The following is a 26,771-nucleotide window of genomic DNA, read 5'->3' as shown; positions in this document are numbered from 1 at the left end:
ATATAATAGGAGAGTGGGAGGTAAGTAAGTTAACTAACTCCGCACTCTCTTTATTGTTATTTTAGAAGAAAAAAAGCTGCCAAGGCAGCTTAAATTAATATCAATAATGTTAATTAATCTCTTTTAAATCTAGCCATTCAGAATATGTCAAAATGTTTAGTTCATCTTTTTTACTTACGACATAACCTACAATCGTTTTAAACTTTTCTGGATCAAAATTCATTTGAGCTTTATCAGCTTTTTTTTCAAATCGATGGTTAGTAAATACAATTGATTGTTTCGTCTTAATTGCCAAGTCAATTTGATCTTTAACCCATGAAATGTCGGTACTAGGAAGTAAATTAATCGTACGAACTTCATATTTTTTGATATTGTTTGTTTGTATTCCATCCTTAATAGTACGAGCACTTCGATAATGTTCTTCCTTTAAGGTTTTCAAAGTATCTTGATTAAAAGACCCATATGGATATACAGCGATGTTACTTGCTCTTGTAAAACAGTGTTGATCAAGCCATTCACGTGCATCGTTTAATTCACTCTTTTGCTCTTGTTTATTTAAACTTGCTAAATGTCGATGTGTATTTGTATGATTCATCAAATCCCAACCAGAACGATATAAAGTATTTAATTGACTTAATGACATATATCCTTCAGTACCTATTTTTGAGGGTATGACAGCAATACTTCCTTTTACATTATTATCCTTTAAAATTTTAAAACCTTTCGTAAATTGCGTTTTCCATCCATCATCCATTGTAAAAATAATGTTAGCTTTATTTTGGTTTTTTTGAAATTCTTGTGGTGTTTGAACTTTACTTTGCAAATTTTTACAATTAGTAGTTTGCAACAAATTATTTTGTTGTTTTGGCTCTGACAAATAAGATGCACTACTTTTCATAAACGGATATGCTATCAAAAATGATGAAATTAGAATAGCATATACGATAACAAGTTTTTTATCCAACGTTCTTCATTCCTTTATCCTTTTCTAACTCATAAATTCTCCCAGATCGTGAAACTTTGTTCCAATCATTACGGTTTATAAAATAGGAAATAGTTCCAAATAGTACAAAAAATAATGTTACAAAACGATAGACAAATAAGTCTAAAATAATTGTAACCGTCAATCTGATCTTTTCTTTGCCTTTAAATTTAACGCCATAATAATTTGCCAAATACATAGCAAATAGACTATAAATAAAATTTAAAGATACAACTCCAAGCAGATAGAATAATAGTAGATTTTGAGCATGTCCTATATTTGTAAACAACATATAGCCAAAATTAAAAAGCGTAAAATAAATAGCAACTGTACCTAAAATAAAAGAATCGATTAACATAAAGAAAGAAACAGTGCGAAATAAAAAGGTCTTTATAAGCATCGGAAAATAATATATAACACAATCAATAAATGCCTTTTGCCAACGAATCCTTTGTTTAAATAAATCCTTCCAGGTTTCTGGACACTCTGTATAACAGACAGCATTTGGGACAAAAACCATTCTCTTGCCAGGATTTTTTAAAATGTATTGTTGAAATTTTAATGTAATGTCGATATCTTCTCCTAAAGTCTTTCTATATCCACCAACTTTAAATAAAATTTCTCTATTAAAAACCCCGAATGCTCCGGAAATAACGGAGAGTGCATCGAATTTCGCAAGAGAAACTCTATTAATATAGAATCCTTTTATAAATTCAAAAATTTGAAATCGAATGACATGATTAACCGATAAAGTTCGCTTAATATTTTTTTGATTAAATTGGACACCTTGAAGAGGGTGCACCATTCCTCCGGCTGCTAATACATCAGGATCTTGGAAAACTTCATTCAGAACATGCAATGCGTCGTTTGCAAGTATACTATCTGCATCTAAAGTTACGACTAATTCATTTTTAGCGTACTCGATTCCAGCGTTTAAGGCATCATGTTTTCCACCATTTACTTTGTCTATTACATATACATTTGGGTAAATAGTCGATTTATAAAAGTTTTTGATTTTATTACTCTTTAACTGATTTGATATTTTTCGCTCTTCCGGTGAAAGAAGAAGAAGTTTATGTAAAATTTTCATGGTTCCATCTTGAGATCCATCGTTAATATAAATAACTTCTTTTGCTGCGTAATCTAATCTATTGATACCTTTAATAGCTGTTTCAATAATGCTTTCTTCGTTAAAGCATGGTATGAGTATGCTAATGCTTTTATTAGATCGTACTATGTTTTGTTTTCGTTTCTTACCATTATAAAAGATTGGAAGAGCATTTATCATATGTAAGATTGGGAAAAAAGTACATAAGAATAGGGTGAGTATTGTAACAAATTGCATAATTAATCTCCTTAAAACTTGTATTGTTACGTAATTTCAATATATGAGTATGAAAGATAAATATCAATCAGTCATGACAAAATTAGATTTCTACTTCCATTATTTTAACGAGATTTTAGTTTGTTTGATATTTTATTTTTTGAACAAATTATTTCAAAACGAATACTAACAATACAAATATTAAAATGTTTTAGAAATTAGTTGGAATTTCACATACCGTATTATATTTATAATTAAATTAAGATGTTTGATTAGATAAAAAAAGAAAGGCAAAGTCTCTATTCAGTTATTGCTTAAAATTGGACTAATCTTTAAAAGGGGGATTTTATATTGAAGATGAGATAGTTTTTAAAGTATTTCCTTGAAGTGTAATGGCAAAAAATATATTTCATTTAGGTAAAAATGTGGTTTAATGTCTACTCATTGTTGTGATTAATGGATTAAAGGAGAATTAGTGGCGAACTAATTCGGGAAATTGATAAAGCTAATTAATAAAACAGCCGAAAACTTAATAAAAGGATTCGGCTGTTTTATTAATTTTAAATGTTTAAAGTATTATCTTACAAATAATCCTACAATCGTTCCTGTTAAAACTGAACCAAGCGTAGCAACTAATAATACTTTTAAACCAATTTTAGCAAAAAGCTCTGATTGTTTTTTATCAATTGCAGCAATCGCACCATATATAATACCAATTGATGAAAAGTTAGCAAATGATACTAAGAATGATGACACAATCGCTACAGTTTTTGTTGTTAAATTAGGAATGATTTTTTGGAAATCAAGCATTGCGACAAACTCATTTGCAGCAACTTTTGTACCCATAATTGATCCTGAACGTACTAATTCATCTGTTGGGATACCCATAATGAAAGCAACAGGTGCAAAAACATATCCTAAAATTTCTGTAAATGTCATTCCGATAATCGAATTGAATACGAAATTAATCATTGCAAGCAAACCGATATAGGTAATTAACATTGCACCTACAATTAAGGCAACCTTACCACCATCAAGAGCACCGTTACCGATGGCTTCAAATAATGACTTTTCTTTAATCATTTCTTTGACATTAATATCCTCATCTTGTTCTGATGTAACAGGACATGCCATTGAAGAAAGAATTAAGCCCGAGAACACGTTGATCGGTAGTGCAACTAGTACATATTCAGGGGGAATCATTTGCATATATGCACCTAAGATCGAACATGATACCGCTACTAACGAAGATGTAACGACAACAAATAAACGGTTAGGTGTAAGTTTATGTAATTCAGTTTTAACAGAAAGAATGGCTGTTGTATCACCGAATACCATACTATTTACAGCAACGAATGACTCAATCTTTGGTAATCCTGTAACTTTTGCAACTGCACCACCGATATATTTGATTGCTAACGGTAAGATTCTTGTATAAGTCAAAATTGATAATAATGAAGATACGAAAATGATCATCATTAAAACATTAATCCAGAAATAACCCTTTGTCGATAAATCACCGAATACAAATGAAATACCTTCGTTACCAAATGATAAAACTTTATTAAAGAAAGAGACGATCTTTTGTAAAACTGTTCTTCCAATTGTGGTTTTTAGCATAAACCAAGCTAAAATCAATTGAACCACTAACATAATTGCAACAGCTTTATAGTTAATGTGTTTTTTATCATTAGACATTAGCCAACAAATAATAAGTATCAAGATAATGCCAATGATTGCGATAATATATGACATTTATTTTCCTCCAAACTACAAAATCGTAGAATAATTTCTAATTTGCAATCTTATTGTTTCCAATCAATATAAAAATATCATTAAAATAAAGTAAGGTTTATTTATATAAATAGCTGAACTAATTTCATACCACCCCACACACCAATAATCCCACAAATTGCTGAAAATACAGGTGGTGCTGGAATTGGTAATTTAATGAGAGTAAATACAACTCCAACAATTAAACCTGCGATTAAGCTCATAATTATTTCATGCATATTTACTAACTCCTTTTTGTTCAACACTTTTTTAGGATTGATGCTGATAGCTAATCATCTCTGTTAATAGGGTATTATCCCCAAAAATCATAGCTAATACATAATACTCCACTAAAGAAAACTTTTTTTGTAAATCAAATGTTTGGTAGGTAAAAAGAATGTTTTTAAAGAATATATTTGTAAAGAAAATTCTAAACTTGATCACTTAGTTTATTTTCAAGTTGAAAGGGGCTTATGAATGAAACAATCGCTGTTGCAAGAAATTCATGATTTTACTTTATTTGGTGAACATGCAGATCATTTTGAATACTTAGCAAGCGGAAAAGATGGTGATGTATACACTCGAGATAATTATGTAATAAAAGTATTTAAGGAAGATGGAAAAAGTCGAGATGACGGAATGAAACTTCACCTTCTAAAGCGGAGTATATACTATCCAAAAGTCCATGCATATACGAATGATTTTATGGTAAGTGATCGAATATTTGGGGAAACTTTCTATCAATTAGATGGACACAGTAAAAATTTGCGTAAACAATATAAAACAGAAATTAATCAAGCGATTTTTGATGCTCAAAATGCAGGTTTAAGTGCATTCGACATACATAATCATAATTTAATGTTATCAAATGATGGCGAAGTTCGAATTGTTGACGTCGGACGATTTTTTCTTGAAGAAGAAACTCTTCAGCTAGGCTTTTTTAAATCTTTATTTGGAAGTTCCAATCGACGTCACCGAAAATATAAAAGACGTCATGAACACTCATCTTCAAGGCATCATTACAGACATTCTTCATCTTCCAGACGCCACCACCGCAGGCATTCAAGTTCATATAGCTCTCACTCTTCTTAAATAAAAATCCACCTTTCTACGTAAAGGTGAATTTTTTTGTTAATTGCATAAGTTATAATGGAATGGAAAAACTAACCAATATTATTAAATGTAATATTGGAGGACAATATGTATAAAACAATCGTATCGCTTATGATTTTAATATTTCTTGGTTTTTCCTTCGATCATTTCATGGTGGCAGAGGCTAGTGTATTTACGAAAGAAATGTTAAAAAAAGAAATCGAGAATTACGGAGAAAAAGCAACTAACAAAATCCCGGCATCCTATAGTAAAGAAGATGCGCTAAAAAATGGAGATATATTAATAATAGGAAGAACTACTAACCATAATGAACGGATTCAAAAATTTATTAATAACGTAAAAAATAAGAAGCCTGACTTTATTCGATTTGTTGAATTTACTTCAAAAGGTGATCCAGTGATTACCGAATATCAATATAATGGAAAATTAATTTATTATCGATTTGATAGTTCAAGGGATCGAACAGACCGATATCGAAAAGGTACATTTGCCATGAGTAAATTTGTTACAGGACCAAAAGTATTAGAAGACTATTGCCAAAAGCTAGTCGTAAATTCAAATACGTCATATTTAACAAATTGTTATCATTTTGATAAGGTAGAATTTTAGTTTTTAAAAACGTCGGTTAAAAAAAATCGGCGTTTTTTGTATTTTAGTTACATGAGAGTTGAAAAAATTTCACTCACCGTATTTTATATACAAAACAATTTTAGAGCTTTAAATTAATAAATAAAAACTAAATGAACAGTTATTCAAATTTAAAAATTTCACGTACCGTAATGTATTCCTAAAATTATTTCTTTTAACGATAAGATGGACAAAAAGTTCCAAACTAAACTATAATTTCTACATATAACGAATAAAACTACTACTAAAATTTGGAAATAAAATAGATTCACCAAAGGAGTAAATAAAAATGACAGAAAATATAGTTCAAAATGAAAAAACTGAGTTAATAAAATACATACCTCCAAAAGGAGAATTTACAAAATTTTTGTCTGATGAGGATTATTTAGAAAAAGGACGATCTTGGGGTTTATTTAATAAAAATCCAAAACATGATTTTTTATTTAAAGGGCAAGACTTTCAAGTAAATGTAAAGCTTGTTGGCTATGAAACTTATGGGGTTACAGATGATTATCATACAATTATTATTGAATTTGAAGATGGCAATTTAACATGTATTCATCCTGCTTATTTAAAAGAAATGCAATCTCCAAGCTTTAAGAAAGTATACAATGTTAGTGAAAGTGATACGAAGAACAGTGAAGAGAAGAAAACAGAAACAGAATCAGAAACTGTAACAAAGTCGAAAGAAAGTACTTCTAAAACTACTACAAAGAAAAAAGTAGAAAAGAAAGAGGAAGTTACAATTACATTACCAACTGATAAATCACATTTTAACGGAACAGTTAATGAATTTAGTACAAAGTATAATCATTTCAATGATAGCGAAGAAGAAATCGTAATTTGGGAAAACGTAGCTGTCAAAGGAGATCAGGATTTAGTAATTGGAAAAGCTTGGTGTTCATTGAGCAAAACTTTAAAAGCAGCTGAATTAGAGGTAGGTAAATCTTATCAATTTGATGGGAAAGTAGTTGATAAGAAACTAAACAAAGAAGTTAAATATAAACTAAATAACCCTTCAAAGGTTGCTGAGATTTAAATTTTAGAGCGAGAATAGAAGTTTTAGATTAGTTTAAATCGGATCAAGCTAATTCATAAAAAGCTAACTAGTTAAGTTAGCTTCAGAGTGTTGAAATATAAAACGGTCTATAGAGAAAACGTAAATTAGTGAACATTATTAATGATAAAATGAGCATTTTTTGATGAACTATAATGATTTTAAAAAAATAATATGTTTTGGCAATCTTCTTAAATTACCAACAAACTTTAGTAATTGTTTATTGTTTCAGAAGTTAGAAATATTAAGGTCTAATTTTTAGAATTATAAATTCAAAAATTAGTTTAAGCTAATGTTCGATCTTAATAGACCTTGGAACTGTTTATAAACTGTTATTATTCTAAGAAAAGGATATTTGGATAGGATTTATATTAGACTTTTTTTGATGAATAAGTTGATTGGAACGGAAGGATGCTCGACTCCTATGGGTTATGCGGGAAGGCTAAAGACCCCNNTGGAAATCAACATCACTCTACTCCTTTTACGAAAATTTGCTGATTAATTGACAAGTTTGTTTTTCAACAACTTGATAAAAAGCTAACTAATACAGTTAGCTTTTTTTATTTCTCAAATCCTTCTAATATTATCAAATCTAATCTAAATGGTTACATGATTTTGTTCTTTTAGACAAATAATTTAATAAAACACAATACCTATAAAAATGGTAATAAAAGCATAATTATAATCCTGAAAATTGGTAACTTAAGTCTTGTATTACTACTTTTTACTAATCATAAAAAGAAGTTTAGTATCTTAATACACTTATTTAAGGGGGCGTATTTGTTGAGAAGAAAAAAAATTGTTATAACATTTCTTACTTTTGCTTTAGCAAGTTCTTTGTTTTCAAATACAGCACTTGCAAAAGAGGATAAAGTTAATACTTATGAAAAAATTGATCTTGTAGGTCTTGGAGACTCCATAACATTTGGTTTCAATTTAGGTACTAATAATAATATACCATCAGACTATGCGTTCCCTTTTCTAATTGGTGAAAACGCAAACCTTGAAGTTCGTGATTTAGGCGTTCCAGGTTGGACGACAGCTAATCTTTTGCAAGCAATAAAATATGATACCAATTTCAGACAATCAATAAAACATGCAGACTATATTACTTTGGATATTGGAAATAATGATTTGTTACATACTTTGAAAAAAAGTAATCATTTAGAACAACTTCCTGGAAAAATTGCTTCAATGATGCCGATATTAACAGGTAATTTAAATAAAATAATTAAGGAAATTCGTGAACTTAGCGATGCTTCGATTGTTTTGTATAATTTCTATAATCCATTTCAAGTAAATAATCAACCAATGCATAAACTATCAAATCAATTATTATCATTCATCATTAATCCTAAAATTGCTAGCATAGCAGGTAAATACAAAAATGTAAAAATAGCTGATGCTTTTTCTGCGTTTGATGAAAAACAAGCAACGTATGTTAGACAAGGAGATATACATCCAACTATTGATGGACAAACTGTATTAGCTAATATCGGTAGGAACGCGCTCGGTATAAAAAAATAAAAATTTTTTATTAAGTTTTTATTTTTCAATTTAACTTATTAATAATTATCGATTAACCATAGATTATGGTTAATCTTTTTTTATTGTACTTATTTCTTATGTTAATTAATTTTGAATAGAGACATAACACATTCATCATAGAACTATATATTAATATTTACTAAAAATGCCGTTTGGATTTTGAATCACTGATTTTATATTAGGAGTGATCTAATGGAAAGTATCCATGAGATACTAAATGAGATTACATCATCTAAAGAGGGTGATGTATTAGCTACAATTATTCATGTAGAAGGCTCTGCATACCGGAAAGAAGGAACTACCATGTTATTTAAAGGAAATGGGAAAGAAGTTGGCTTATTAAGCGCCGGTTGCCTTGAAGCAGATTTGGCATATCGAGTTCAAGAAACAAGGGTAAGAAAAACACCACAAACTGTTACTTACGATATGAGTGCAGAGGATGATTTAACGTGGGGTAATGGAGCAGGGTGTAACGGTATTATTACAGTGCTATTAGAGCCGATTGATGAGTACATGTTTAATTTATTAACTAAATTAAAAAAATTCTTATTAAATGGTACGAGTGTATCGATGATGAAAATTTTATCTGATGATAATAATGACATTGAAACTTTGTTCTTAGTGGATGAAAATACCTTATTTGGAAATTGTAATGAACGAAAATTAGTTCAGCTTAAATGCGTTCTAAATGCATTACATTATTCTAATCAAAAAAGTGGGCTTCGAACGATCGAACCGCTTGAAATTAATACGTATTTACATACTTTTCATCCGAAGCCGCGCTTATTCGTTTTTGGAGCAGGTATGGATGCGATTCCTTTAGTAAAACTTGCATCATTAGCAGGATTCTTCGTAACTATAACAGATTGGCGTGCGGATCTATGCTCTAAAGAATCCTTTCCGGACGCAGAACAAATCCTTGTTGGTTTTCCGAGCGAAATCATACCAAGACTTCAATTGACTTCTTCTGATTCTGCTATAATCATTACTCATCAATTCCAAAAAGACAAGGAAATATTAAATCATATTTTAAATAATAATCTTAAGTATTTAGGAGTTCTTGGTGGAAAAAAACGAATCCAACGACTTTTGGAAGGCAAAAAAGTAGATACAGAAATAAATAGTCCAGCTGGCCTGCCAATTGGTGCTGAAGGTCCAGAAGAGATTGCAATCAGTATTGTTGGTGAATTAATTCTGAGACAAAGAATAAAGAAGAAATCTAAGCATGAACAATAGTAGAATTGTTGCAATTTTACTTGCTGCAGGTAGTAGTAAAAGAATGGGACTGAATAAAATTTCACTTCCATTAGGTAATTCTACAATTGGAAATTTTGGTTTACGTAAATTTATCAATTCTAATATTGACCATATTTTTGTCGTTACAAAAGAAAATGATTCACTAGACTGGATTAGCAAAGAACTTTTTCAAAAACCTTATAAAGAGTTTTGGACACAAGTTCAATGTACTAGTGCTAACAAGGGACAATCATACTCTTTAAAATGTGGTTTAACTCATGCTCTAAAAACAAAGCCTTTAGGGATCATGATCCTCCTTGCTGACCAACCTTTTCTATCGATTCAAACCATAAATGAATTACATCAAAATTATTTAAAACGTTTAAGTGAGCATACAACAATTCCTTTTTTAGCAGCAAGCTATAAAGGTGTTCCCAGACCCCCAATCATCCTATCGCCAAACACGATACCTCGTTTATTCATGTTAAATGGAGATGAAGGTGCAAGAACAATTATTCGGAATCATACTAATTTAGAAGGTTTGTTAGTTGAATTTGAGAATAAGTTGGATTTTTTCGATATCGATACAAAAGAGGCGTATGATGTAGCGAAAGGAATTGAGCTTAATGGTGATTAAACAAGGACATGCAAACCCACATTATCCTGCTGTATGGTTTCCAGATACACTTGAAAAAGCATATAAATTAAAACAGCAATTCCACAATGACTCATGCTTAATAGCAGGTGGAACTCTTTTACAAACTTATTGGGAACATGGAGTACAGTGTCCTAAAAATCTAATAAGCATTGAAAACGTAAAAGAATTGCAGGAATATAAGTTGCTAAATAAAAATCGTCAAACCTTTATCCAAATTGGAGCATTAACCACTTTAAGTTGTTGTAGGAGTAACCCAATTTTCCATGAAAATGTCCCAATCTTAGTTGAAGCCATTCGCAATATTGCATCACCAGCTATTCGAAATAGAGCAACAATCGGAGGGAATATTGTAAATGGTAATGGTGATGTCATTCCTGCATTATTAGTATTGGATGCGAGTCTCATATTATATGATGGCCGATATATGCGACAAAAAAAACTAACAGAATGTATAAAAGAAGAAGAAAATTTATCAAATTCCATTCTCGTGAGTGTTCAAATACCTGTTCAAAAAATGAAATCTAGTGAAAATTATTTCTATAAAAAAATAGGATTAAGAGAGAGTTTTTGTCTAAGTATTGTGAGTATATCTGGTTATTTCAAAATTGGCAAAAAAAAGATGATCGAACAAGTTCATTTAGCAGTTAGTGGTAGCTCATTTTCACCTCAAAGGTTAGTTGATACTGAAGAGATTATTAAAAAGTTATACCTACCATCTTGTCAATTAAAGGAAATAGCTCAGTCAATCAAAAAGGAATTCAAACCCCCTTCTGACAATTTTACATCCTCAAACTATAAACAAGAGATTACAACTAATATTATTGTTTCCGAGATTACTAAAATAGTTAGTAGATAAGAGGTGAACAATGAGTAAAAATCTGATTCCTACAGAAAGAGAAAGAAGAGTTCGTCCTGATGGTTTTAGCAAGGTGAGCGGTGAAATGAAATATCTAACAGACCTTTCTTTTCCAAACATGTTATATGGGAAAGTATTAAGAAGCACAGAGCCACATGCAGAGATTTTATCAATTTCGATTGAAGAAGCTCAAAAAATTTCGGGTGTTAGAGCGATTGTTACTTATAAGGATATTCCTGGTTTAAATGGTTTTGGTCTTATCTTTCCTGACCAACCCGTTTTATGTAAAGATCGGGTAAGGTATATCGGTGATGCAATTGTAGCGATCGCCGCTGAAACAGAGGAAATCGCTGAACAGGCATTACAATTGATTAAAGTCGAATATAAAAAGCTACCTGTTATAGATAGCCCTGAAAAGGCTCTTCGCCTTGATGCTCCTAAATTACATGAACAAGGAAATATTTTACATCAGGCTAAATATCAAAAAGGTGATGTTGACAAGGGCTTTCGAGATTGTAGTACGATTATAGAAGAAACTTATAAATTACCTAGGCAAATGCATGCTTACATGGAAACAGAAGGAGGAATAATTGTCCCTGAATCAAACGGGAATTTAACGGTGTATGTTGGAACACAACATGGTTTTAAAGATCGTTTTCAATTGTCCAGAATCCTAAATATTCCAGAAGAAAGTATACGAATTATCTCCAGTCCTATGGGTGGTTCATTTGGAGGAAAAGATGAATTAAATATTCAACCATACGGTGCATTGTTGGCTTTGAAAACCAAATGTCCTATAAAAATTCACCAAAGTAGAAGTGAATCCGTTAAGTCCGGTCTAAAGCGCCATCCAATGAAAATTACAATGAAAACAGGTGTAAACGCAATTGGAGAAATTGTAGCACATAAAGTAAAAATTATTGCTGATACAGGTGCATACGCAACATTAGGTCCTGCAGTATTAGATTTTGCAATTGAACATGCATCAGGACCTTATATCATTTCTAATATTGAGATTGAAGGGTATTCAGTATTTACAAATAATGGAGTTGCTGGTGAATTTAGAGGATTTGGAGGAAATCAAATTACGTTTGCTCTTGAGGGCCAAATAGATCGAATTGCTGAAAAACTTAATATGGATCCAATTGAATTTCGTTTAAAAAATCTAAGAAAAACAAATGATTTAGGGCCATTAGATCAAAAAATTGTACCAACAAACAGTGCTTATGATGTATTAAATCGAATAAGTAATACACCTGTACTAAATAATCAAAATGAAAATGAGCTTAATCAGAATTGGAAGGTTTATGGAAAAGGTATTGCGATGACAATGCATGGTGGGGGACTTGGGGTTGACAGAATAGACCCATCTGGAGGTCGGTTATCGTTTACTAGAAAAGGTAAAATAGAAGCAGCATTTGGATTTGAAGAATGCGGTCAAGGTATTCTTGCTGTAATTGAAACATTATTAATCGATGAATTCAATTGTTCTGTACAAGATATTAATATTATTATTGGTGATACTAATCTGGTGCCAATTAGTGGTTCTTCTACAGCATCGAGAGCTACAAGCATGGTGTGGCACTCTTTAAAAAGAATGGAAGCTTCATTTAAGGTCCAGGTTCTTGAACTAGCTCAAAAGGTTACTAGAATACCGATAAACTTTCTTAAAATGGGACCTAAAGGGATTTGGCTAAAAGTTAACGATAGAGAAGAAAAATTTATTATGACGTATAAAGAGCTTGCTCAAAAATTACCTCAAAAACAAGATATAATCGTTCAGACATCTTTTGATTTTCCAATAAGTCCTGATGCTACTGTTGGAGGTAGTCACTATCTTTATTCTTTTGCATCCGTTTTGGCACAAGTTGAAGTAGACCTCCTGACTGGAAAAACCAAGATCATTGGATTAGACCAAGTGGTTGCTGCAGGGCCAGTTGTCAATCTTTTAGGTTATAAAGGTCAAATCGAGGGTGGAGGTGTTATGGCATTAGGGTATACATTGATGGAAGATTCGATAATGGAAAAAGGTAAATACATTTCTGATAATTTTGATACGTATTTAATACCAACAATTTGTGATGTTCCATATAAATTAAACGTAGTCCCAATAGAAAGTCTTGATGAAAAAGATTCATATGGACCAAGAGGAGTTGGAGAAATCGGTACAGTTGCTGTTGCCCCTGCAATTGCTCGTGCAATTTTTGACGCAACAGGATGTTGGATCAATAAATTACCAATTTCCCCAGAATATTTATTGAAATTAATCAATTCAAGGAGATGAGCCAATGGTTATGAATAAATATGATCAAGATCAACCTATTCATTTACTTGAACTAAATTTAAAAATAAATAATATAGAAAAGCAACTATATGTTTCACCTACCAAACGTCTAATTGACATTTTAAGAGATGAATTAAAACTGACAGGAACAAAAATCTCATGTGAAATCGGTCGGTGCGGGGCATGTGCTGTCCATATGGATAATAAATTAGTTAATTCTTGTCTGATGATGGCTTATCAAGTAAATAATACATCAATTTGTACAATTGAAGGAATAGCAGAAGTAGAACTTCATCCTATACAGAAAGCTTTCTTAGAAGAGGGAGGGTATCAGTGTGGATACTGTACTCCGGGTATGATTATGGCTGTAAAAGCACTCATCGACACAAATTCAAATCCAACGGAGGATGAAATAAAAGAAGCATTATCGGGTAATCTATGTAGGTGTACTGGATATACAGGAATTATACGCTCGATCCAAAAAGCAATTGCGATGATAAATAAGATTGATAAATAATTTCTAATTATATAGGTATAAATATCATTAGTTTAAGTCTTTGTCCTTCTATATTTCCCTAAAGTTAATTGGGTAAATATGAGGGGATTTTTTGTGTTTAGAGATATTATATATTTTCTATATGGTGCATTTGACTTTTAAGCTAATAACGTAATCGTTGCATTACACTTTCTAGCATTAACTAATTGTTTCATGCTCCTTCATATCTCAAATATAACTTTGTGAATCTTGTCACAAAAAATACATATTATCGAGAATTTACTCTAAACTTTATATTTTAAATTTAACTTGTGAAAGTCAAAAAAAAAGTGTGGTAATCTTATGTTCTAAAGTTCATTAAATGGGGTGCCTAAAAATCCGGTATAACTGAAATTTCGGCACCCCTTATCTATTGATTAGCAGGAACTTAAAAAGATACAATTAATACATAAATAAAAGTTCATAAAGACTAACAAAGTCTAACATAATTCATAATTTAAATAGAAGAACTTCTATTTGGCTAACAGACAAAAGGAGTGTGCAAGATGGAACGGAAAAAAATAAATAAGCTTTTCATTTGGATGATAATTTTGTCTCCGGTTTTATTCTTCCTAATACCGATATTAGTCGGTTTAATTTTAACGCATCCATTTAGACGAAAAACCGAACAAACCCCTGCCGATTACAATTTGCAATTTGAAGAGGTTGAATTTAAGAGTAATCTTGATCAAGTTGTGCTAAGAGGATGGTGGATACCAGCAAAAAATTCAACATCAAAAACTGTCATAACTGCACACGGGTACACAGATGAACGAAGTCAAAAAAAGATTAATGGTCTTCGAATTGTGCAATCAATCCATGATCAAGGGTATAATGTATTGATGTTTGACTTCCGTAATAGTGGTAAATCAGGTGGACGAACAACAGGAATTGGATATTATGAACAGCATGATTTATCGTCGGCAGTGGAATTTGTGATTAACCAACGAAATCAACAAGAAATTGTTTTGCTTGGATGGAGTATGGGTGGGGCGACATGTTTACTAGTTGGTAGTCTTCATCCGCAAATTAAAGGAGTTATTGCAGATAGTCCATTTCATGATTTACAAACTTATTTGGAAGATAATTTAAGTGTTTGGTCAAAGTTACCTAAAAAACCGTTTACTTCAATCATTTTAAGTTCGATGAAACATCTATTAAAGATTGACCCAAAAGAAGTGTCTCCAGTCATATCAGTTCAAAAAGGAAATTCTACAAATTATTTATTAATTCATGGAAAGAATGATCTTAAAGTACCATTCAGTAGTAGTGAAATGATTTATGAACAAATCCCTAATGAAAACGAAAAAACATTATGGCTAACAGAACATGGACATATTACAACATTTATTGAAGAACCAGAACCATATACGAAGAAAGTAATTGATTTTATTGAAAAAACGTTTTCGTCTAAAGTAAATTAAATAACTAATTAGATTTTGTGAAACAGATGAACCTTAAAGAGCGGTTTATCTGTTTTTTTTATTTGAGAAAGATATTCTTCAGTACATGAAAGTAGAGACTGTAGAAAATACTATTATTTATAAATTGGTTTAAATAAAAAGTATAATTTTTGCCCCAAAAAGCTCTATTTTACTAAAAAGGCAGGCGAACTAAGATGGCAAATGAATATCGTTCGCGAGAGGAACGTAAACGGCTGGAAAAGCCTTCTAAAATTTCCAATAAGTCTGAAGGCTTATGGAAAAAAATTACTGTAACATTATTATCAATCGTAATTGTTTTCATACTGATTGGTGTAGGAATATTTTCATATTTAGTTAGCGGAGCACCTGCACTAGATGAATCAAAACTTAAAGTACCTCTATCTTCGACTATTGTTGATAAGGATGGCAAAGTAGTAGCAGAATTAGGTAGAGAACAACGAACAAAAGTGTCCTACAATGAAATTCCTAAGGTTGTAGAGGACGCATTTATTGCTACTGAAGATGTGCGGTTTTATAAACATAAAGGCGTAGACATTCGACGGGTATTCGGTGCAGTTTTAGCGAATATTACTGGAGGTTTTGGATCGCAAGGTGGAAGTACAATCACCCAGCAAGTAGTAAAAAACTCATTTTTATCTTCTCAAAAAACAATTAAGCGTAAAGTTCAGGAATGGTACTTAGCATTTAAATTAGAACAAAGATACTCTAAACATCAAATATTAGAAATGTATTTAAATAAAGTTTACTTTTCAAACGGTCTTAAAGGGCGAGGAGTATATGGTGTAGCCAAAGCTTGTGAAACTTATTTTAGTAAAGATTTATCTAAAATTACCTTACCAGAAGCAGCAACTTTAGCAGGTATGGTGAAGGCTCCAAATAGCTATAATCCTGCAAAGCACCCTATTGAGTCACAAAATCGTAGAAATACGGTTTTAAGTCAAATGAAAAAATATGGTTATATTACAGAGGAACAATATACAACTGCAAAAGCAATACCAATGAAATCATTAGTAAAGGTTCATGAATCTGGTGGTACAAAATACAATTCGTTTATCGATGTAGTCGTAAATGAAGTAGAAAAAAACAGTGATGCAAATGTTTATACAGATGGACTAACGATAGAAACTACATTAGATCCAAAAGCTCAAGATAAAGCAGATGAAATATTAAGTAGAGGAAAAAGCTTCTATCCTAGTGATGAATTTCAAACTGGCTTTGTATTATTAGATACGAAATCGGGTGAAATTCGAGCAGTAGGTGCAGGTAGAAATACAAGTACTGGTGGTTTAAACTTTGCAACTGATATTAAAAGACAGCCAGGATCTTCAATTAAACCTATACTAGATTACGGTCCAGCTATTCAGTATTTAAAATGGTCAACTTATCATCAAATTCTTGACGAGCCTTATTCATATTCTAATGGTACACCTATTAGAAACTGGGATCGAAAATATAAAGGTGATATTTCAATTCGATTAGCATTAGTCGATTCTCGAAATATTCCTGCATTAAAGACTTTCCAGGCTGTAGGAAGTGATCGTTCTAGAGAATTTGGGAATGGATTAGGGTTTAATTTTTCGAAAAATACATATTATGAATCTTATTCTATAGGAGGATTCACAGGTGTATCAGCAATGGAGATGGCAGGAGCTTATGCTGCATTTGGAAATGATGGAATTTATAATAAGCCTCACTCCGTTAAAAAAATTATTTATCCTGATAAAACTGAAAAAGTATTTGCAACTGAGCCTAAACAAGTAATGAGTGATTATACTGCATATATGGTAACAGATATGCTTCGCGATGTAGTAAAAACACCACTTGGTACTGGTAAGAGGGCAAATGTACCAGGTCTTGATATGGCAGGTAAAACAGGTACGACAAACTACTCTGATGAAGTAAAACAAAAATACGGATTTCCGGATAACGCAACTCGTGATAGTTGGTTTATTGGATATTCTTCAGATGTTACAATGGCTGTTTGGACTGGGTATGAAAAAAATAAAAAGAATAATTTTCTTGGTAAAGGTTCAACGAATATTGCCAAATACATTGCAAGAGATATGTTAGCGGCCAATGGAGATCGAAACGCAATATTTAGAAAACCTTCATCAGTTGAAGAAATTCGAAATGAATTATACATTCGAGGAGAAAAAGTAGATGATATTCCGAAAGATATTGTGATTGAGTCTGCAAAAAATGTTAAGGCGAATTATGACCCTGTTACAAGTAATATTTCATTAAATTGGACGTATCCTGCAAATCTGCTTCAAAAAATCTCTTTTGAAGTAGGTTATACTGTAAATGGTGCAGCGGGACAAACTCAAAAAATTCAGGGTACAGCAACAAGTATTAATGGAATTGTCCCTGGAGATATTGTAAAAATAACGATTATTGCTACAAGTGCTGAAGGTAAGAGTGGACCTGTTGCAGTTACTGTTGATTTATCTTCAACGGAACAACCAACTACTCCACCTGCAAATGAAGGTGGACAAGGAACTGGAAATGGACAGGGTACTGGGAATGGGCAAGGGAATGGTAACGGGACAGGAGAAGGTACGAAGCCTCCTGGTGATCAAACGCCCGGTACAGTAGACGAGAATGGTAATATTGTAAATCCAATCGTCCCTAATCCTAAAAAACCGCATTAAATCTAAATATTAAAAACGCATTGTGAAAATATCAATGCGTTTTTTCAAGTGAATAATGTTAAAGGAGTTTTTTAAATGGAAGATCAATTAAGTATTAATATTTTTTTAAAAGAGTCGGATAATCCATTTGCCAGTTATTATAGCGATGACTATTTACACTTAAGCTCTGATTTAGAAGATTTTATATTATCTAAACTATTTAGTGCTAAAAGAAAAAATATAGAGCTACTATTTGTTGGTCAAAATAAATTTGATGAAAATTCTTTAAAAACTGCGACCTTGAACTCTTTTTCTAATCTCATGAAAAATGATGAACGGATTTATGCTAGAAATATTAAAAAGACAATTATTTTATTTGTTTTTGGTATTATCATTGGCTTGTTATACTTAAAGCTTCAAAAAAGTCATGCCTATATCGGAGGCATTTTAAGCATAGTATGTTGGGTATTTATTTGGTCAGGTACAGAAGTATATTTCTTTGAAAATATGCAAATCAAACAAAAGATTAAAAAATGCAAGAACATTCTTAATGCAAATATTTACAAAAAATGAGAATGCTAATGCCCCCGAAAAGTCGGGGGCATTAATTTGGCTTTGTTATTTTATAGGGTCAGCTTTTTGAAAAGTATCCCTCAAGATGTAATAAGATTGTTTTAGTCGTTCATGATATGTAGGCTTATCCCATTTATTCCAAGTATAAGAATAAAAATCATTCATATAAAGTGTTCCATTCTTTTGTCTTACAGTTGAATAGGATAATTCCTTATTTGATTCAGTAGGGCGATAAGTAAGTACAGCTACTTGAATTTTCTTTATTTTTTTGTGGCTTTCTAATCCACTTTTCCAAATATCGCCCATTATTTCCTGTGTACTTGGGTCCCTCACATTTAATAATTGCCAAGGGATACGAATTTCTAACACATGATTTTTTTCGTTGAGGGAAACATCAGTTAAAGAATTAAAATCTTTATGTAGTGGGTTTCCATCTCCGAACATTAATTTACCTGTTTCGTATGACTCCAAAGGTAAATTTAGTGATTTTCCGTTTAAATTTGGAATGACAAGTGGTCGATTTAATCCAAGCATGATTTTATGATAGATCCCGTTATCTTTCATATTTACATTCGGTTCAATTGGCGCGTAATGTAAAAGATTGGCGTATTCAAAATAAAATGGATCATAATAGCTATCCACTAGAACATGAGAATCATTAGGTCCATTTAAATCAATTACAAAATCAATGCCATTTTCAGTTTTTACCGCTTTATCAAATGGAAGTTGATGTTGTCCTTGATCTGGAATCGTATCAAGTAAAAGCATAACTCCCGTTTTAGACCAATCAAAAGGTTGTTTCGTTTTTTCAAAATTTAAAAGGAAATTTATTGATCGCTCGTCGCTTGACATTGACCAATTCTTTAATTTGCGTTCATTGTCGTTTTGATCAAGAGAATTAATAAAATTAGCATTTTTCATATTTGCTGATTTAATTTTATTTTTTTTCCAATCATTTGGATCACCATCTACAGTAATGACATTTTTTGAACTGTTAGGATCAAAAGATAGTAAACCAAATTGCTGTTCGCTCGTTTGTACATTTGACCAAAATGGTCGGCGTTCAGGATCATCTAATTTCATATTATTCCATGTTCGTTTAAACCATTCATCTTGCCATGAAAATACAATTCCACCTGCCATTTGCTCAGTTTGAATGTCTTCAAACAGGTGAGAATTAATCTGTCCCTGCTCAGTTTCATTATGAAATCCTTGATTCCATCCATAACGATTGCGATGAGTCATACCTCTTGAAGATGGAACACCAAATTCTGAAATTAAAACTGGCATAGTATGTACTTTTCTTAGGTCATGTAAATATCCAGCATAACTATTCTTCTTACCCCGGGAATCAATATAATTCGTATAAGATAGTTCATAATTTAAAAATTCAGGATAATATGGGTATACATGATAGGAAGCAAAATATCCAGAAAATAATGTTGACTTTGATTTGACATGATTTGGATCTAATGAAACCATATCTTCATTTCCCATCGGTTCATTTGGATGATGAATCGGATCGGTAGTTACCCAATTTGCAAAACTAATTGGACGCTGCCAAGCATATTTTTCTGTTTCATATTTCACGGTATTGTCTAACATACCTGCAAGCCAAACTTCAAATGGAGATGCATGGTTTGTTTGAAAGTACTGACCGTTAAAGTCAACAGTACCTCTATGTTTATCATTTGTTGTTTTCATCATATTCGGGTCCCACTCTATACCTAAAATCCATCCAATAACGTATTTTGAAATATTTGAGTGGTATTTACCAGAAGCATGACCTAGTTTTTGAGGAATTTGTGCTTTCCCATGAATGACATCAACAGTTTCACGAATATCATGTTGAAACTCTTTTGTAAGACCCTCATTATAAATATCTCCTAATGAATTTATCTTCTCCTCATTAAGCCAAACACCGTGAATTAAATAGAGAGGGTGTATAGTTTTTTGATTGTATTCAAAAAGTGCATCATAAAAAGCTGGAGGATGAAGGGTATATACTCGAATAACATTTGCGTGCATCTTTCCAATCTCTTTGAGCCACCTTAAATATTCGGCTTTTGTTATTGCTGTTTCACCTGGAAAGTGTCCTGGTTTAGCAATCCCAAGATTTACACCTTTTAGAAGGAGATCGTGTGGGGTTTTTGCTTCATCAAAAAGTTGAAAATAATTTTTTCCGATCTGAGCAGGAATTGTAATGTTTTTTGTTTTATAGGTATATGTGTTAACTTTCTTACTTACTTTACTAGTCTTTGTCTGATGGAATAGTATTAACGCCACACCAATCATTAGACAAAGCATCAGTAAAATGAGCCATTTTTTTTTATTTTCCTTCATCATTATATCCTCCAAAACATTTGAAACTTATTCGGTTAGTATGCTGTAAGGTAATTTCCTATATTCGTTAGGAGTGTATAAGTTAACTCTCATAGAATGATTTTATAATAATAAAAATTAAGTTTAAATTAAGAACATAATGATTAAAAATAAACTTTGTATTTATTGCAGATGCTGGTTAAAAAAAGTAAAATGTGGTTAAATTAACGTTAAGTAAATTGAAAATCGTTATATTTTTAATAATGAGAGGAAAAAAGATGAATAATACTGACGGAATCAAACCTTCAAGGAAATATGCTAATGGAACTGTACATGAGACTGCTAGTGGGAAATTTAAGGTATTAGATCGCTACTTAAAAGATGGAGTAATAATGATTAAGCTTCAATGGTTAGAAAGTAATGTAATTGAAGAAAACAAAGAAGTAAATGTGTCAGCTTCGATTTATAAATTTCAAAAAAGCAGAGGAATGAATGAAAATACTGCTTTATCACAGCCAGTAGAAGTACAATTACTACATGATATCAAAACTAGTTTAGACCGTTTGTTTGAAATTTTAGATATAAGAACGGAGCTTTTGAACCATGCTCTAGAAAAAATTGATGAAAATAGAAAGAAAATTGACGAGAATAGAGAAACTTTAAAGACACAACAAAAAATGATTGAGGAACAAAATAAGAGAATTAACACAATCGTAGATAAATTGATTGAAAAAATGTAATGATTAGTCTAAGGATGACGATTTTTTGATATATCCATTATGCTGGAGTTAAGAATGGTTATTTAGAGTTAACTATAAAATTAAAAAAAGAATCTTAAAAATAATAAAACCACAATTCGAAAATAGCGGAATTGTGGTTTTTGCTATATATTTGATCGTTTTGAGGAATGGAAATGATGTCTTAAATTACCAACTGTTATAACGTTGATTGTATGTTGAATTAACGTTAATATTAGATAAAGTAAACTTGATTTTAGAGTTTATTTTACCTTTTAACGTTTAGTTATTAGACTGTTTGGTTAAGTCAGAGAAGAAAGATATAACGATTAAGTTAGAAATAGTATCTAAATATTCACCAATTAAGTCCAACTAGATTAAAGTGAGCGGGTGATAGGGTGATTGATATTCAAACTGAATATCCAATTGTAATGTTTATAGGAAGTGAAGAGAAATTTAATTATCAAAACTTTTGTAATGTAAATAACGATCATTTTAAATTAGTTAGGCCCAATCAGAATAGTTTAGCTCTGTCTGAAAAAATAGATTTATTTAATCCAGATGTACTAATTATTTTTATTGAAGAAATACTAAGCACATTTAATATAGAGAGATTCAATCAATTGAGGGACTTTTGTGAAAGAAGATATATTTCAACAATTTGTATATGTAATACGACTGATCAAATGACAATGAGTGCTCTTATGCCTGATGCTGTACTTAGTGAATCAGTTGCTAGAATCGAACTTCACAAGTATATTAATAAATTTGTTCAGCGTAGAAATCAAATACAGGAACAAGTTTTAATTGATCCATTGACTGGTGTTTACAATTTTAGATATTTAAAAAATGAGGTAAAAAAACAATTAGAGGATTTAAAACGTAGCTACGAATCATTTTCGTTGGTGCACGTAAAAATTGAACAAAAACAAGACTATTTATTGAATAATTTAATCGAAAAAAGTTTTATTCAATTTATAAAAAGAAGTTTAAGATCGTCCGATTTGCTAGCACATTTCAAGAAAAAAGAATTTGTATTATTGCTACCAAAAACGGTTAAAGAAGACGGCATTAAATTAATGAATCGTTTATCGTTATCATTTTCGGAGGTACCGATCTCTTTTGATAATCGAATTCACTATTCGTCATTTAATTTTAATGTGCTTGAAATTCCAGATTCAAGTATAAGCGCTGACGATTGTTTAACACTACTCACTACTAATGAAATGGGTTCAATGAACCAATTTGATTCTTCAACAAGTAAGAATAAAAATATGATTCGTAAACTAAAAGTAGCGGTAATTAATGAAGATCGCCTCATACGTGAAATGTTAAAACATCAATTGTCAGATTTGGGTGGAAAATTATATGACGTTGAAATAAAAGTTTATATAGACGGTGAAGAATTTTTAAATGATCCTTGGCATAAGCAAAATGAAAGATATCTATTAATAATCGATCGTATTTTACCTAAAATGGGTGGCTTTGAAATAATACGAAAAATGCGTACTAGCTACGATCGTAGAAAATATTTATGCTTAATGATTGGTAATAAAAGCTCTGAGAATGATATTGCAACCGCATTACAAAGTGGTGCAAATGATTATTTGGAAAAACCATTTAGTCTGAAAGAACTACGTCTTCGTTTAAATAGAATGTTAGGTATAACTACTAAATGAATATAGCCATCATCCTTTACCTAACAGGAATTTTCTTTCTATTACTATTTTCGATCTATATTTATTTAGTTTATAAGAAAATTATTAAACAACAAAAAAATAAGCAAATTGAAGAATGGTTAAATAGAAATATTTTATTTGTTGAAAATTATTTAATCAAAGGAGAAATATCTGCTTCATTTATTCCAAGAAAAGAAATTGAGTATGAAGCTTTAGAAAATATTTTTAGCAGTTTTATGAGTATAATCAAATTTGAAGAAGGATTCGATCCAATTAGGCCAATCGTCAATTTATATTTTGTCTCAAGATATAAACATAAACTTAAACATGGTAATTGGAGTGAACGGATGAATTCATTGTTGTTTATCAATCAATTTAAAATAAAAATGATGCAAGAAGATTTAATTCAACATTTATCTTGTAAACATTGCTCTCTTGAAGAAAAATTTAATATATTTCTTATTTTAGGGAGTTTTAAATATGAGAAATTAATGCAATTGTTAGTTGACCAGAAAAAAATACCTTCTTTTTTACTCACGGAAATTTTGTATTTACATGTTAATGAAGAGAATATTCATGAACTGCTTAAAGACTTCGATGAATTACCTGAGAATTTTAAAAATCCTATTTTGGACTTGATCAGAATTAAAAATTTGCGATCTGAGCAAATCCATTTATTTCTTGAGAAATTAATGTCATCAGAAAATAGTGAATTAAGAATACGCACCTTAAAAACAATATCATCTTTAGGATATATTTCTGCTCCAAATTTAATTATTCAACACTTAGAATCAAAAGAGAAAGAGCTTCAACTAATTAATGAAGAAAAGTTGATGATTGTAAGTTTAATGGGAAGTATTCGCAATGATTTATTTTTGTCTTATTTAATTGAATTAATTTCAGACAAGGCTTATATGGTAAGGTCTGAAGCTGCTAAATCTATAAAAAAATATAAGAATGGAGAGGTAATTCTTAATAAAATAATCGAAGAACATCCAGATTCATATGCAAGAAATATATCAAAAGAATGGTTGGAGAGGACTGCGGAATATGATTAATATATTCTTTTTAATACTTAATAAAGTAATTATCATCTACGTGTTGCTCCTTTGTTCAACTTATTTAATTTTATTTATATTAGCATTTATGCGATTAAAAAGAGAAAAAGGTCTACATCAAATTGAACAATATAAAAGATTAAAAGAATCTGCCTTTACTGCTCCAATTTCAATACTAGTCCCTGCTTATAATGAAGAAGTAGGAGTAATTAATACGATTTTATCCTTAGTGACTGGAAGTGGTAGGTTAGATTACCCAGAATTTGAAGTAATCGTTATTAACGATGGATCAAAAGATTCTACTTTACAAAAAACGATCGATCGTTTTGAGATGAAAGTAGTAAAAAATAAGGTATTTCATAAACATAAAGGGATTGAAACGAAACCAATTAAAAATGTATATCAATCAGCTATTTATCCTTTCGTATTTCTAATTGATAAAGTTAATGGTGGAAAAGCTGATGCATTAAATGCTGGAATTAATTTTAGTAAGTATCCTTATTTTGCTTCTATTGATGGCGATACAATCCTTGATTCTGATTCATTTATTAAAATTATGAAACCGATTATTGAAAATACAGATGACGAAATACTTGCTACTGGTGGGAGCGTATTAATTGCAAATGGGAGTAAAACATCGCATGGTAAAGTAAATGAAATGCTTCTCTCGAAAAATCCACTTGTAGTAATGCAAGTTATCGAATATATGAGAGCTTTTTTAATTGGACGAATTGGACTTAGTAATAAGAATTTATTATTAATTATATCTGGAGCATTTGGTGTATTTAAAAAGTCAAGAGTCATTCAAGTAGGAGGATATTTAACAAATACGATTGGTGAGGATATGGAACTCGTCGTTCGTCTACACTGTAAAAACATAGAAGAAAATTGGGGAGCAAAAATCGAGTATGTAGCCGATCCTGTTTGTTATACTGAAGCACCGGATTCATTCAAATATTTAAAAACACAAAGGGTAAGATGGCACCGCGGATTATTTGAAAGTTTGTGGGCACATCGTAAAATGATTTTTAATAAAAATTACCGTTCAATCGGATTTATTGCAATGCCATATTTTTTCTTCGTTGAATTTTTAGGACCCATTATTGAGTTTTTTGGATATTTATCGTTAATTATAAATATTACTTTACACAATATAAATATAATGTATTCCATTGCACTTTTAATTTTAATGATAATATATGGCTCATTTTTCTCATTAAGCGCAGTGCTTTTAGAAGAATGGCGTTTAGAAAAATATAAAAAAATTAGTGAGTTAAACCGTTTATTTTTCTATTCATTGACAGAAGCGATTTGGTATCGTCCAATTTTGACATATTGGCGTGTAGTAGCAACAATCAGCATATTCTTAGGACAAAAAAAAGGTTGGGGAGAAATGAAGAGAAAGGGTGTTTAACAAGCTTTTAGCACAAACTTAAAGACTGCTCAGCGGTCTTTTTTTTGTTTGTTAAAAAAAATAAAATATAAAAAAATTTAAGCCAAGTCATTATTTATGCAATTTTATTAAACTAAAAAATCAGAATGATAAATATAAATGAGTAATAGAGCATAAATAGAGTATAGCGGAGGAGTGAAGGATGATAAAGGGATTAAAATTAGTGGGGCTAATCGCTTTCATTACGATTTTAAATGTGATTGTATTCTCTCCAGGTTTAATCGGAATCCAATTAATTAATGCGAGTGCATTTCAAACTGCATTTGGGGTATCGTTCATAATAGCGAATTTGTTAGTACTTCTATTTAGTATGTTTCAACTATATTTCAAGCCTGTTAAAGATAAGCCAATTAAGCAGCTAAAAACAAATGAAGATTTCGTTCTTGCTTTAAGTCGATATAAAAATAATAAAGTACTAAAAGAAGATATTATTACTTCAATTGAACAAATCGAACGAATGAAAAAGAAAAAAGGCGTATTTTATAACTTATTAACGGATCGATTTTCTCCAACCGAAATTACATACAACAAGTTTGCATCTGTTGTGGACGAGGTTGAGACATTATTTTATTTAAGAATAAGAAACATCCTAAACAAGATTAGTACTTTTGATGAACTTGAATATAAAAAAATAAAGGGGAAAGACGGATTACGATACTCAAAGTCATTAATTCAAGAGAAAACAAATCTTTTTAATGAATATATCAAATTCGTAAAAAAGGCAATTGAAATGAATGAAGAGATTCTTGTTAATATTGATAAACTAATTTTAGAAATTTCAAGACTAGATGAAATAGGAATCGATGATATTGAAAAAATGGAATGTATGAAAGAAATCGATTCGTTAATTCAACAAACAAAATATTATAGGCAATGAATGG

At 30.9% G+C, this 26,771-nt stretch carries 21 protein-coding genes and 1 pseudogene; 17 read left to right on the top strand and 5 right to left on the bottom strand.

The window, feature by feature from the left end:
- Positions 1 to 109: 109 nt before the first annotated feature.
- From ABEY15_RS17510 to ABEY15_RS17495, 4 genes are all read right to left on the bottom strand, one after another.
- Positions 110 to 964 carry a polysaccharide deacetylase family protein gene (locus ABEY15_RS17510; protein WP_429891420.1) on the bottom strand — a complete coding sequence of 285 codons (855 nt, stop codon included), beginning with the start codon at positions 962 to 964 and terminating at the stop codon, positions 110 to 112.
- Complete coding sequence (locus ABEY15_RS17505) at positions 957 to 2,327, bottom strand: glycosyltransferase (protein WP_429891419.1); 1,371 nt, start codon at positions 2,325 to 2,327, stop codon at positions 957 to 959. The genes ABEY15_RS17510 and ABEY15_RS17505 overlap by 8 nt, the downstream gene beginning before the upstream one ends.
- Positions 2,328 to 2,882: 555 nt before the next feature.
- Positions 2,883 to 4,061: a NupC/NupG family nucleoside CNT transporter gene (locus tag ABEY15_RS17500; protein ID WP_429891418.1), complete on the bottom strand. Its 1,179-nt coding sequence runs from the start codon at positions 4,059 to 4,061 to the stop codon at positions 2,883 to 2,885.
- A 101-nt stretch (positions 4,062 to 4,162) separates the two neighbouring features.
- On the bottom strand, positions 4,163 to 4,318 hold the full coding sequence (locus ABEY15_RS17495; RefSeq protein ID WP_025671048.1) for a XapX domain-containing protein: 156 nt from the start codon (positions 4,316 to 4,318) through the stop codon (positions 4,163 to 4,165).
- 238 nt (positions 4,319 to 4,556) lie between these two features.
- Between ABEY15_RS17495 and ABEY15_RS17490 the strand changes: the two genes are divergently transcribed.
- The 12 genes and pseudogenes from ABEY15_RS17490 (at position 4,557) to ABEY15_RS17435 (ending at position 18,641) form a co-directional block, all read left to right on the top strand.
- Positions 4,557 to 5,171 (top strand): hypothetical protein, encoded by a 615-nt coding sequence (locus ABEY15_RS17490; protein WP_429891417.1) that lies wholly within the window; start codon positions 4,557 to 4,559, stop codon positions 5,169 to 5,171.
- A gap of 108 nt (positions 5,172 to 5,279) precedes the next feature.
- A complete protein-coding gene (locus ABEY15_RS17485; protein ID WP_429891416.1) occupies positions 5,280 to 5,801 on the top strand; it encodes a DUF4362 domain-containing protein in 522 nt (173 codons plus the stop codon).
- 307 nt (positions 5,802 to 6,108) lie between these two features.
- Positions 6,109 to 6,858 carry a hypothetical protein gene (locus tag ABEY15_RS17480; RefSeq protein ID WP_429891415.1) on the top strand — a complete coding sequence of 250 codons (750 nt, stop codon included), beginning with the start codon at positions 6,109 to 6,111 and terminating at the stop codon, positions 6,856 to 6,858.
- 801 nt (positions 6,859 to 7,659) lie between these two features.
- Positions 7,660 to 8,403 carry a GDSL-type esterase/lipase family protein gene (locus tag ABEY15_RS17475; RefSeq protein ID WP_429891414.1) on the top strand — a complete coding sequence of 248 codons (744 nt, stop codon included), beginning with the start codon at positions 7,660 to 7,662 and terminating at the stop codon, positions 8,401 to 8,403.
- Positions 8,404 to 8,616: 213 nt separating this feature from the next.
- Positions 8,617 to 9,660 (top strand): XdhC family protein, encoded by a 1,044-nt coding sequence (locus ABEY15_RS17470; RefSeq protein WP_429891413.1) that lies wholly within the window; start codon positions 8,617 to 8,619, stop codon positions 9,658 to 9,660.
- Positions 9,650 to 10,297: an NTP transferase domain-containing protein gene (locus tag ABEY15_RS17465; protein ID WP_429891412.1), complete on the top strand. Its 648-nt coding sequence runs from the start codon at positions 9,650 to 9,652 to the stop codon at positions 10,295 to 10,297. Before ABEY15_RS17470 ends, ABEY15_RS17465 begins: the two co-directional genes overlap by 11 nt.
- A complete protein-coding gene (locus tag ABEY15_RS17460) occupies positions 10,287 to 11,174 on the top strand; it encodes an FAD binding domain-containing protein (protein ID WP_429891411.1) in 888 nt (295 codons plus the stop codon). Before ABEY15_RS17465 ends, ABEY15_RS17460 begins: the two co-directional genes overlap by 11 nt.
- A gap of 25 nt (positions 11,175 to 11,199) precedes the next feature.
- Positions 11,200 to 13,472, top strand: a pseudogene (gene pucD / locus ABEY15_RS17455) (xanthine dehydrogenase subunit D).
- The gene (locus tag ABEY15_RS17450) at positions 13,469 to 13,975 is read left to right on the top strand and encodes a (2Fe-2S)-binding protein (protein WP_429891472.1); all 507 of its coding nucleotides are present in this window, start codon (positions 13,469 to 13,471) and stop codon (positions 13,973 to 13,975) included. Before pucD ends, ABEY15_RS17450 begins: the two are co-directional and overlap by 4 nt.
- Positions 13,976 to 14,499: 524 nt before the next feature.
- Complete coding sequence (locus ABEY15_RS17445; RefSeq protein ID WP_429891410.1) at positions 14,500 to 15,417, top strand: alpha/beta hydrolase; 918 nt, start codon at positions 14,500 to 14,502, stop codon at positions 15,415 to 15,417.
- Positions 15,418 to 15,611: 194 nt separating this feature from the next.
- Positions 15,612 to 18,089, top strand: a complete 2,478-nt coding sequence (locus tag ABEY15_RS17440; protein ID WP_429891409.1) for a transglycosylase domain-containing protein — start codon at positions 15,612 to 15,614, stop codon at positions 18,087 to 18,089.
- A gap of 75 nt (positions 18,090 to 18,164) precedes the next feature.
- Complete coding sequence (locus ABEY15_RS17435; protein ID WP_429891408.1) at positions 18,165 to 18,641, top strand: hypothetical protein; 477 nt, start codon at positions 18,165 to 18,167, stop codon at positions 18,639 to 18,641.
- Between the two features lie 45 nt (positions 18,642 to 18,686).
- Here ABEY15_RS17435 and ABEY15_RS17430 read toward each other — a convergent pair whose 3' ends face one another.
- On the bottom strand, positions 18,687 to 20,984 hold the full coding sequence (locus tag ABEY15_RS17430) for a hypothetical protein (RefSeq protein ID WP_429891407.1): 2,298 nt from the start codon (positions 20,982 to 20,984) through the stop codon (positions 18,687 to 18,689).
- A 257-nt stretch (positions 20,985 to 21,241) separates the two neighbouring features.
- Here ABEY15_RS17430 and ABEY15_RS17425 point away from each other — a divergent pair, with 257 nt between their 5' ends.
- The 5 genes from ABEY15_RS17425 (at position 21,242) to ABEY15_RS17405 (ending at position 26,767) form a co-directional block, all read left to right on the top strand.
- On the top strand, positions 21,242 to 21,703 hold the full coding sequence (locus tag ABEY15_RS17425) for a hypothetical protein (RefSeq protein ID WP_429891406.1): 462 nt from the start codon (positions 21,242 to 21,244) through the stop codon (positions 21,701 to 21,703).
- A gap of 395 nt (positions 21,704 to 22,098) precedes the next feature.
- Positions 22,099 to 23,379, top strand: a complete 1,281-nt coding sequence (locus ABEY15_RS17420) for a GGDEF domain-containing response regulator (protein WP_429891405.1) — start codon at positions 22,099 to 22,101, stop codon at positions 23,377 to 23,379.
- The gene (locus tag ABEY15_RS17415) at positions 23,376 to 24,437 is read left to right on the top strand and encodes a HEAT repeat domain-containing protein (protein WP_429891404.1); all 1,062 of its coding nucleotides are present in this window, start codon (positions 23,376 to 23,378) and stop codon (positions 24,435 to 24,437) included. The genes ABEY15_RS17420 and ABEY15_RS17415 overlap by 4 nt, the downstream gene beginning before the upstream one ends.
- Positions 24,430 to 25,851 carry a glycosyltransferase gene (locus tag ABEY15_RS17410; RefSeq protein ID WP_429891403.1) on the top strand — a complete coding sequence of 474 codons (1,422 nt, stop codon included), beginning with the start codon at positions 24,430 to 24,432 and terminating at the stop codon, positions 25,849 to 25,851. Before ABEY15_RS17415 ends, ABEY15_RS17410 begins: the two co-directional genes overlap by 8 nt.
- A gap of 181 nt (positions 25,852 to 26,032) precedes the next feature.
- Positions 26,033 to 26,767, top strand: coding sequence for a hypothetical protein (locus ABEY15_RS17405; RefSeq protein ID WP_429891402.1), 735 nt, complete (start codon positions 26,033 to 26,035; stop codon positions 26,765 to 26,767).
- Positions 26,768 to 26,771 lie beyond the last annotated feature (4 nt).

It is taken from the genome of Gottfriedia acidiceleris (assembly GCF_050457485.1).
Lineage (GTDB): Bacteria > Bacillota > Bacilli > Bacillales > Bacillaceae_G > Gottfriedia > Gottfriedia acidiceleris_D.
The sequence above is the reverse complement of the archived record's forward strand: the minus strand, read 5'-3'. Positions and strand labels throughout refer to the sequence as shown.

Bases quoted from the DNA above. Each gene is read 5' to 3' on its own strand.
- ABEY15_RS17490 (WP_429891417.1), top strand. From the start codon at position 4,557: ATGAAACAATCGCTGTTGCAAGAAATTCATGATTTTACTTTATTTGGT.
- ABEY15_RS17500 (WP_429891418.1), bottom strand. From the start codon at position 4,061: ATGTCATATATTATCGCAATCATTGGCATTATCTTGATACTTATTATT.
- ABEY15_RS17485 (WP_429891416.1), top strand. From the start codon at position 5,280: ATGTATAAAACAATCGTATCGCTTATGATTTTAATATTTCTTGGTTTT.
- ABEY15_RS17480 (WP_429891415.1), top strand. From the start codon at position 6,109: ATGACAGAAAATATAGTTCAAAATGAAAAAACTGAGTTAATAAAATAC.
- ABEY15_RS17440 (WP_429891409.1), top strand. From the start codon at position 15,612: ATGGCAAATGAATATCGTTCGCGAGAGGAACGTAAACGGCTGGAAAAG.
- ABEY15_RS17445 (WP_429891410.1), top strand. From the start codon at position 14,500: ATGGAACGGAAAAAAATAAATAAGCTTTTCATTTGGATGATAATTTTG.
- ABEY15_RS17450 (WP_429891472.1), top strand. From the start codon at position 13,469: ATGAATAAATATGATCAAGATCAACCTATTCATTTACTTGAACTAAAT.
- ABEY15_RS17465 (WP_429891412.1), top strand. From the start codon at position 9,650: ATGAACAATAGTAGAATTGTTGCAATTTTACTTGCTGCAGGTAGTAGT.
- ABEY15_RS17505 (WP_429891419.1), bottom strand. From the start codon at position 2,327: ATGCAATTTGTTACAATACTCACCCTATTCTTATGTACTTTTTTCCCA.
- ABEY15_RS17435 (WP_429891408.1), top strand. From the start codon at position 18,165: ATGGAAGATCAATTAAGTATTAATATTTTTTTAAAAGAGTCGGATAAT.
- ABEY15_RS17460 (WP_429891411.1), top strand. From the start codon at position 10,287: ATGGTGATTAAACAAGGACATGCAAACCCACATTATCCTGCTGTATGG.
- ABEY15_RS17410 (WP_429891403.1), top strand. From the start codon at position 24,430: ATGATTAATATATTCTTTTTAATACTTAATAAAGTAATTATCATCTAC.
- ABEY15_RS17470 (WP_429891413.1), top strand. From the start codon at position 8,617: ATGGAAAGTATCCATGAGATACTAAATGAGATTACATCATCTAAAGAG.
- ABEY15_RS17405 (WP_429891402.1), top strand. From the start codon at position 26,033: ATGATAAAGGGATTAAAATTAGTGGGGCTAATCGCTTTCATTACGATT.
- ABEY15_RS17495 (WP_025671048.1), bottom strand. From the start codon at position 4,318: ATGCATGAAATAATTATGAGCTTAATCGCAGGTTTAATTGTTGGAGTT.
- ABEY15_RS17425 (WP_429891406.1), top strand. From the start codon at position 21,242: ATGAATAATACTGACGGAATCAAACCTTCAAGGAAATATGCTAATGGA.
- ABEY15_RS17430 (WP_429891407.1), bottom strand. From the start codon at position 20,984: ATGAAGGAAAATAAAAAAAAATGGCTCATTTTACTGATGCTTTGTCTA.
- ABEY15_RS17415 (WP_429891404.1), top strand. From the start codon at position 23,376: ATGAATATAGCCATCATCCTTTACCTAACAGGAATTTTCTTTCTATTA.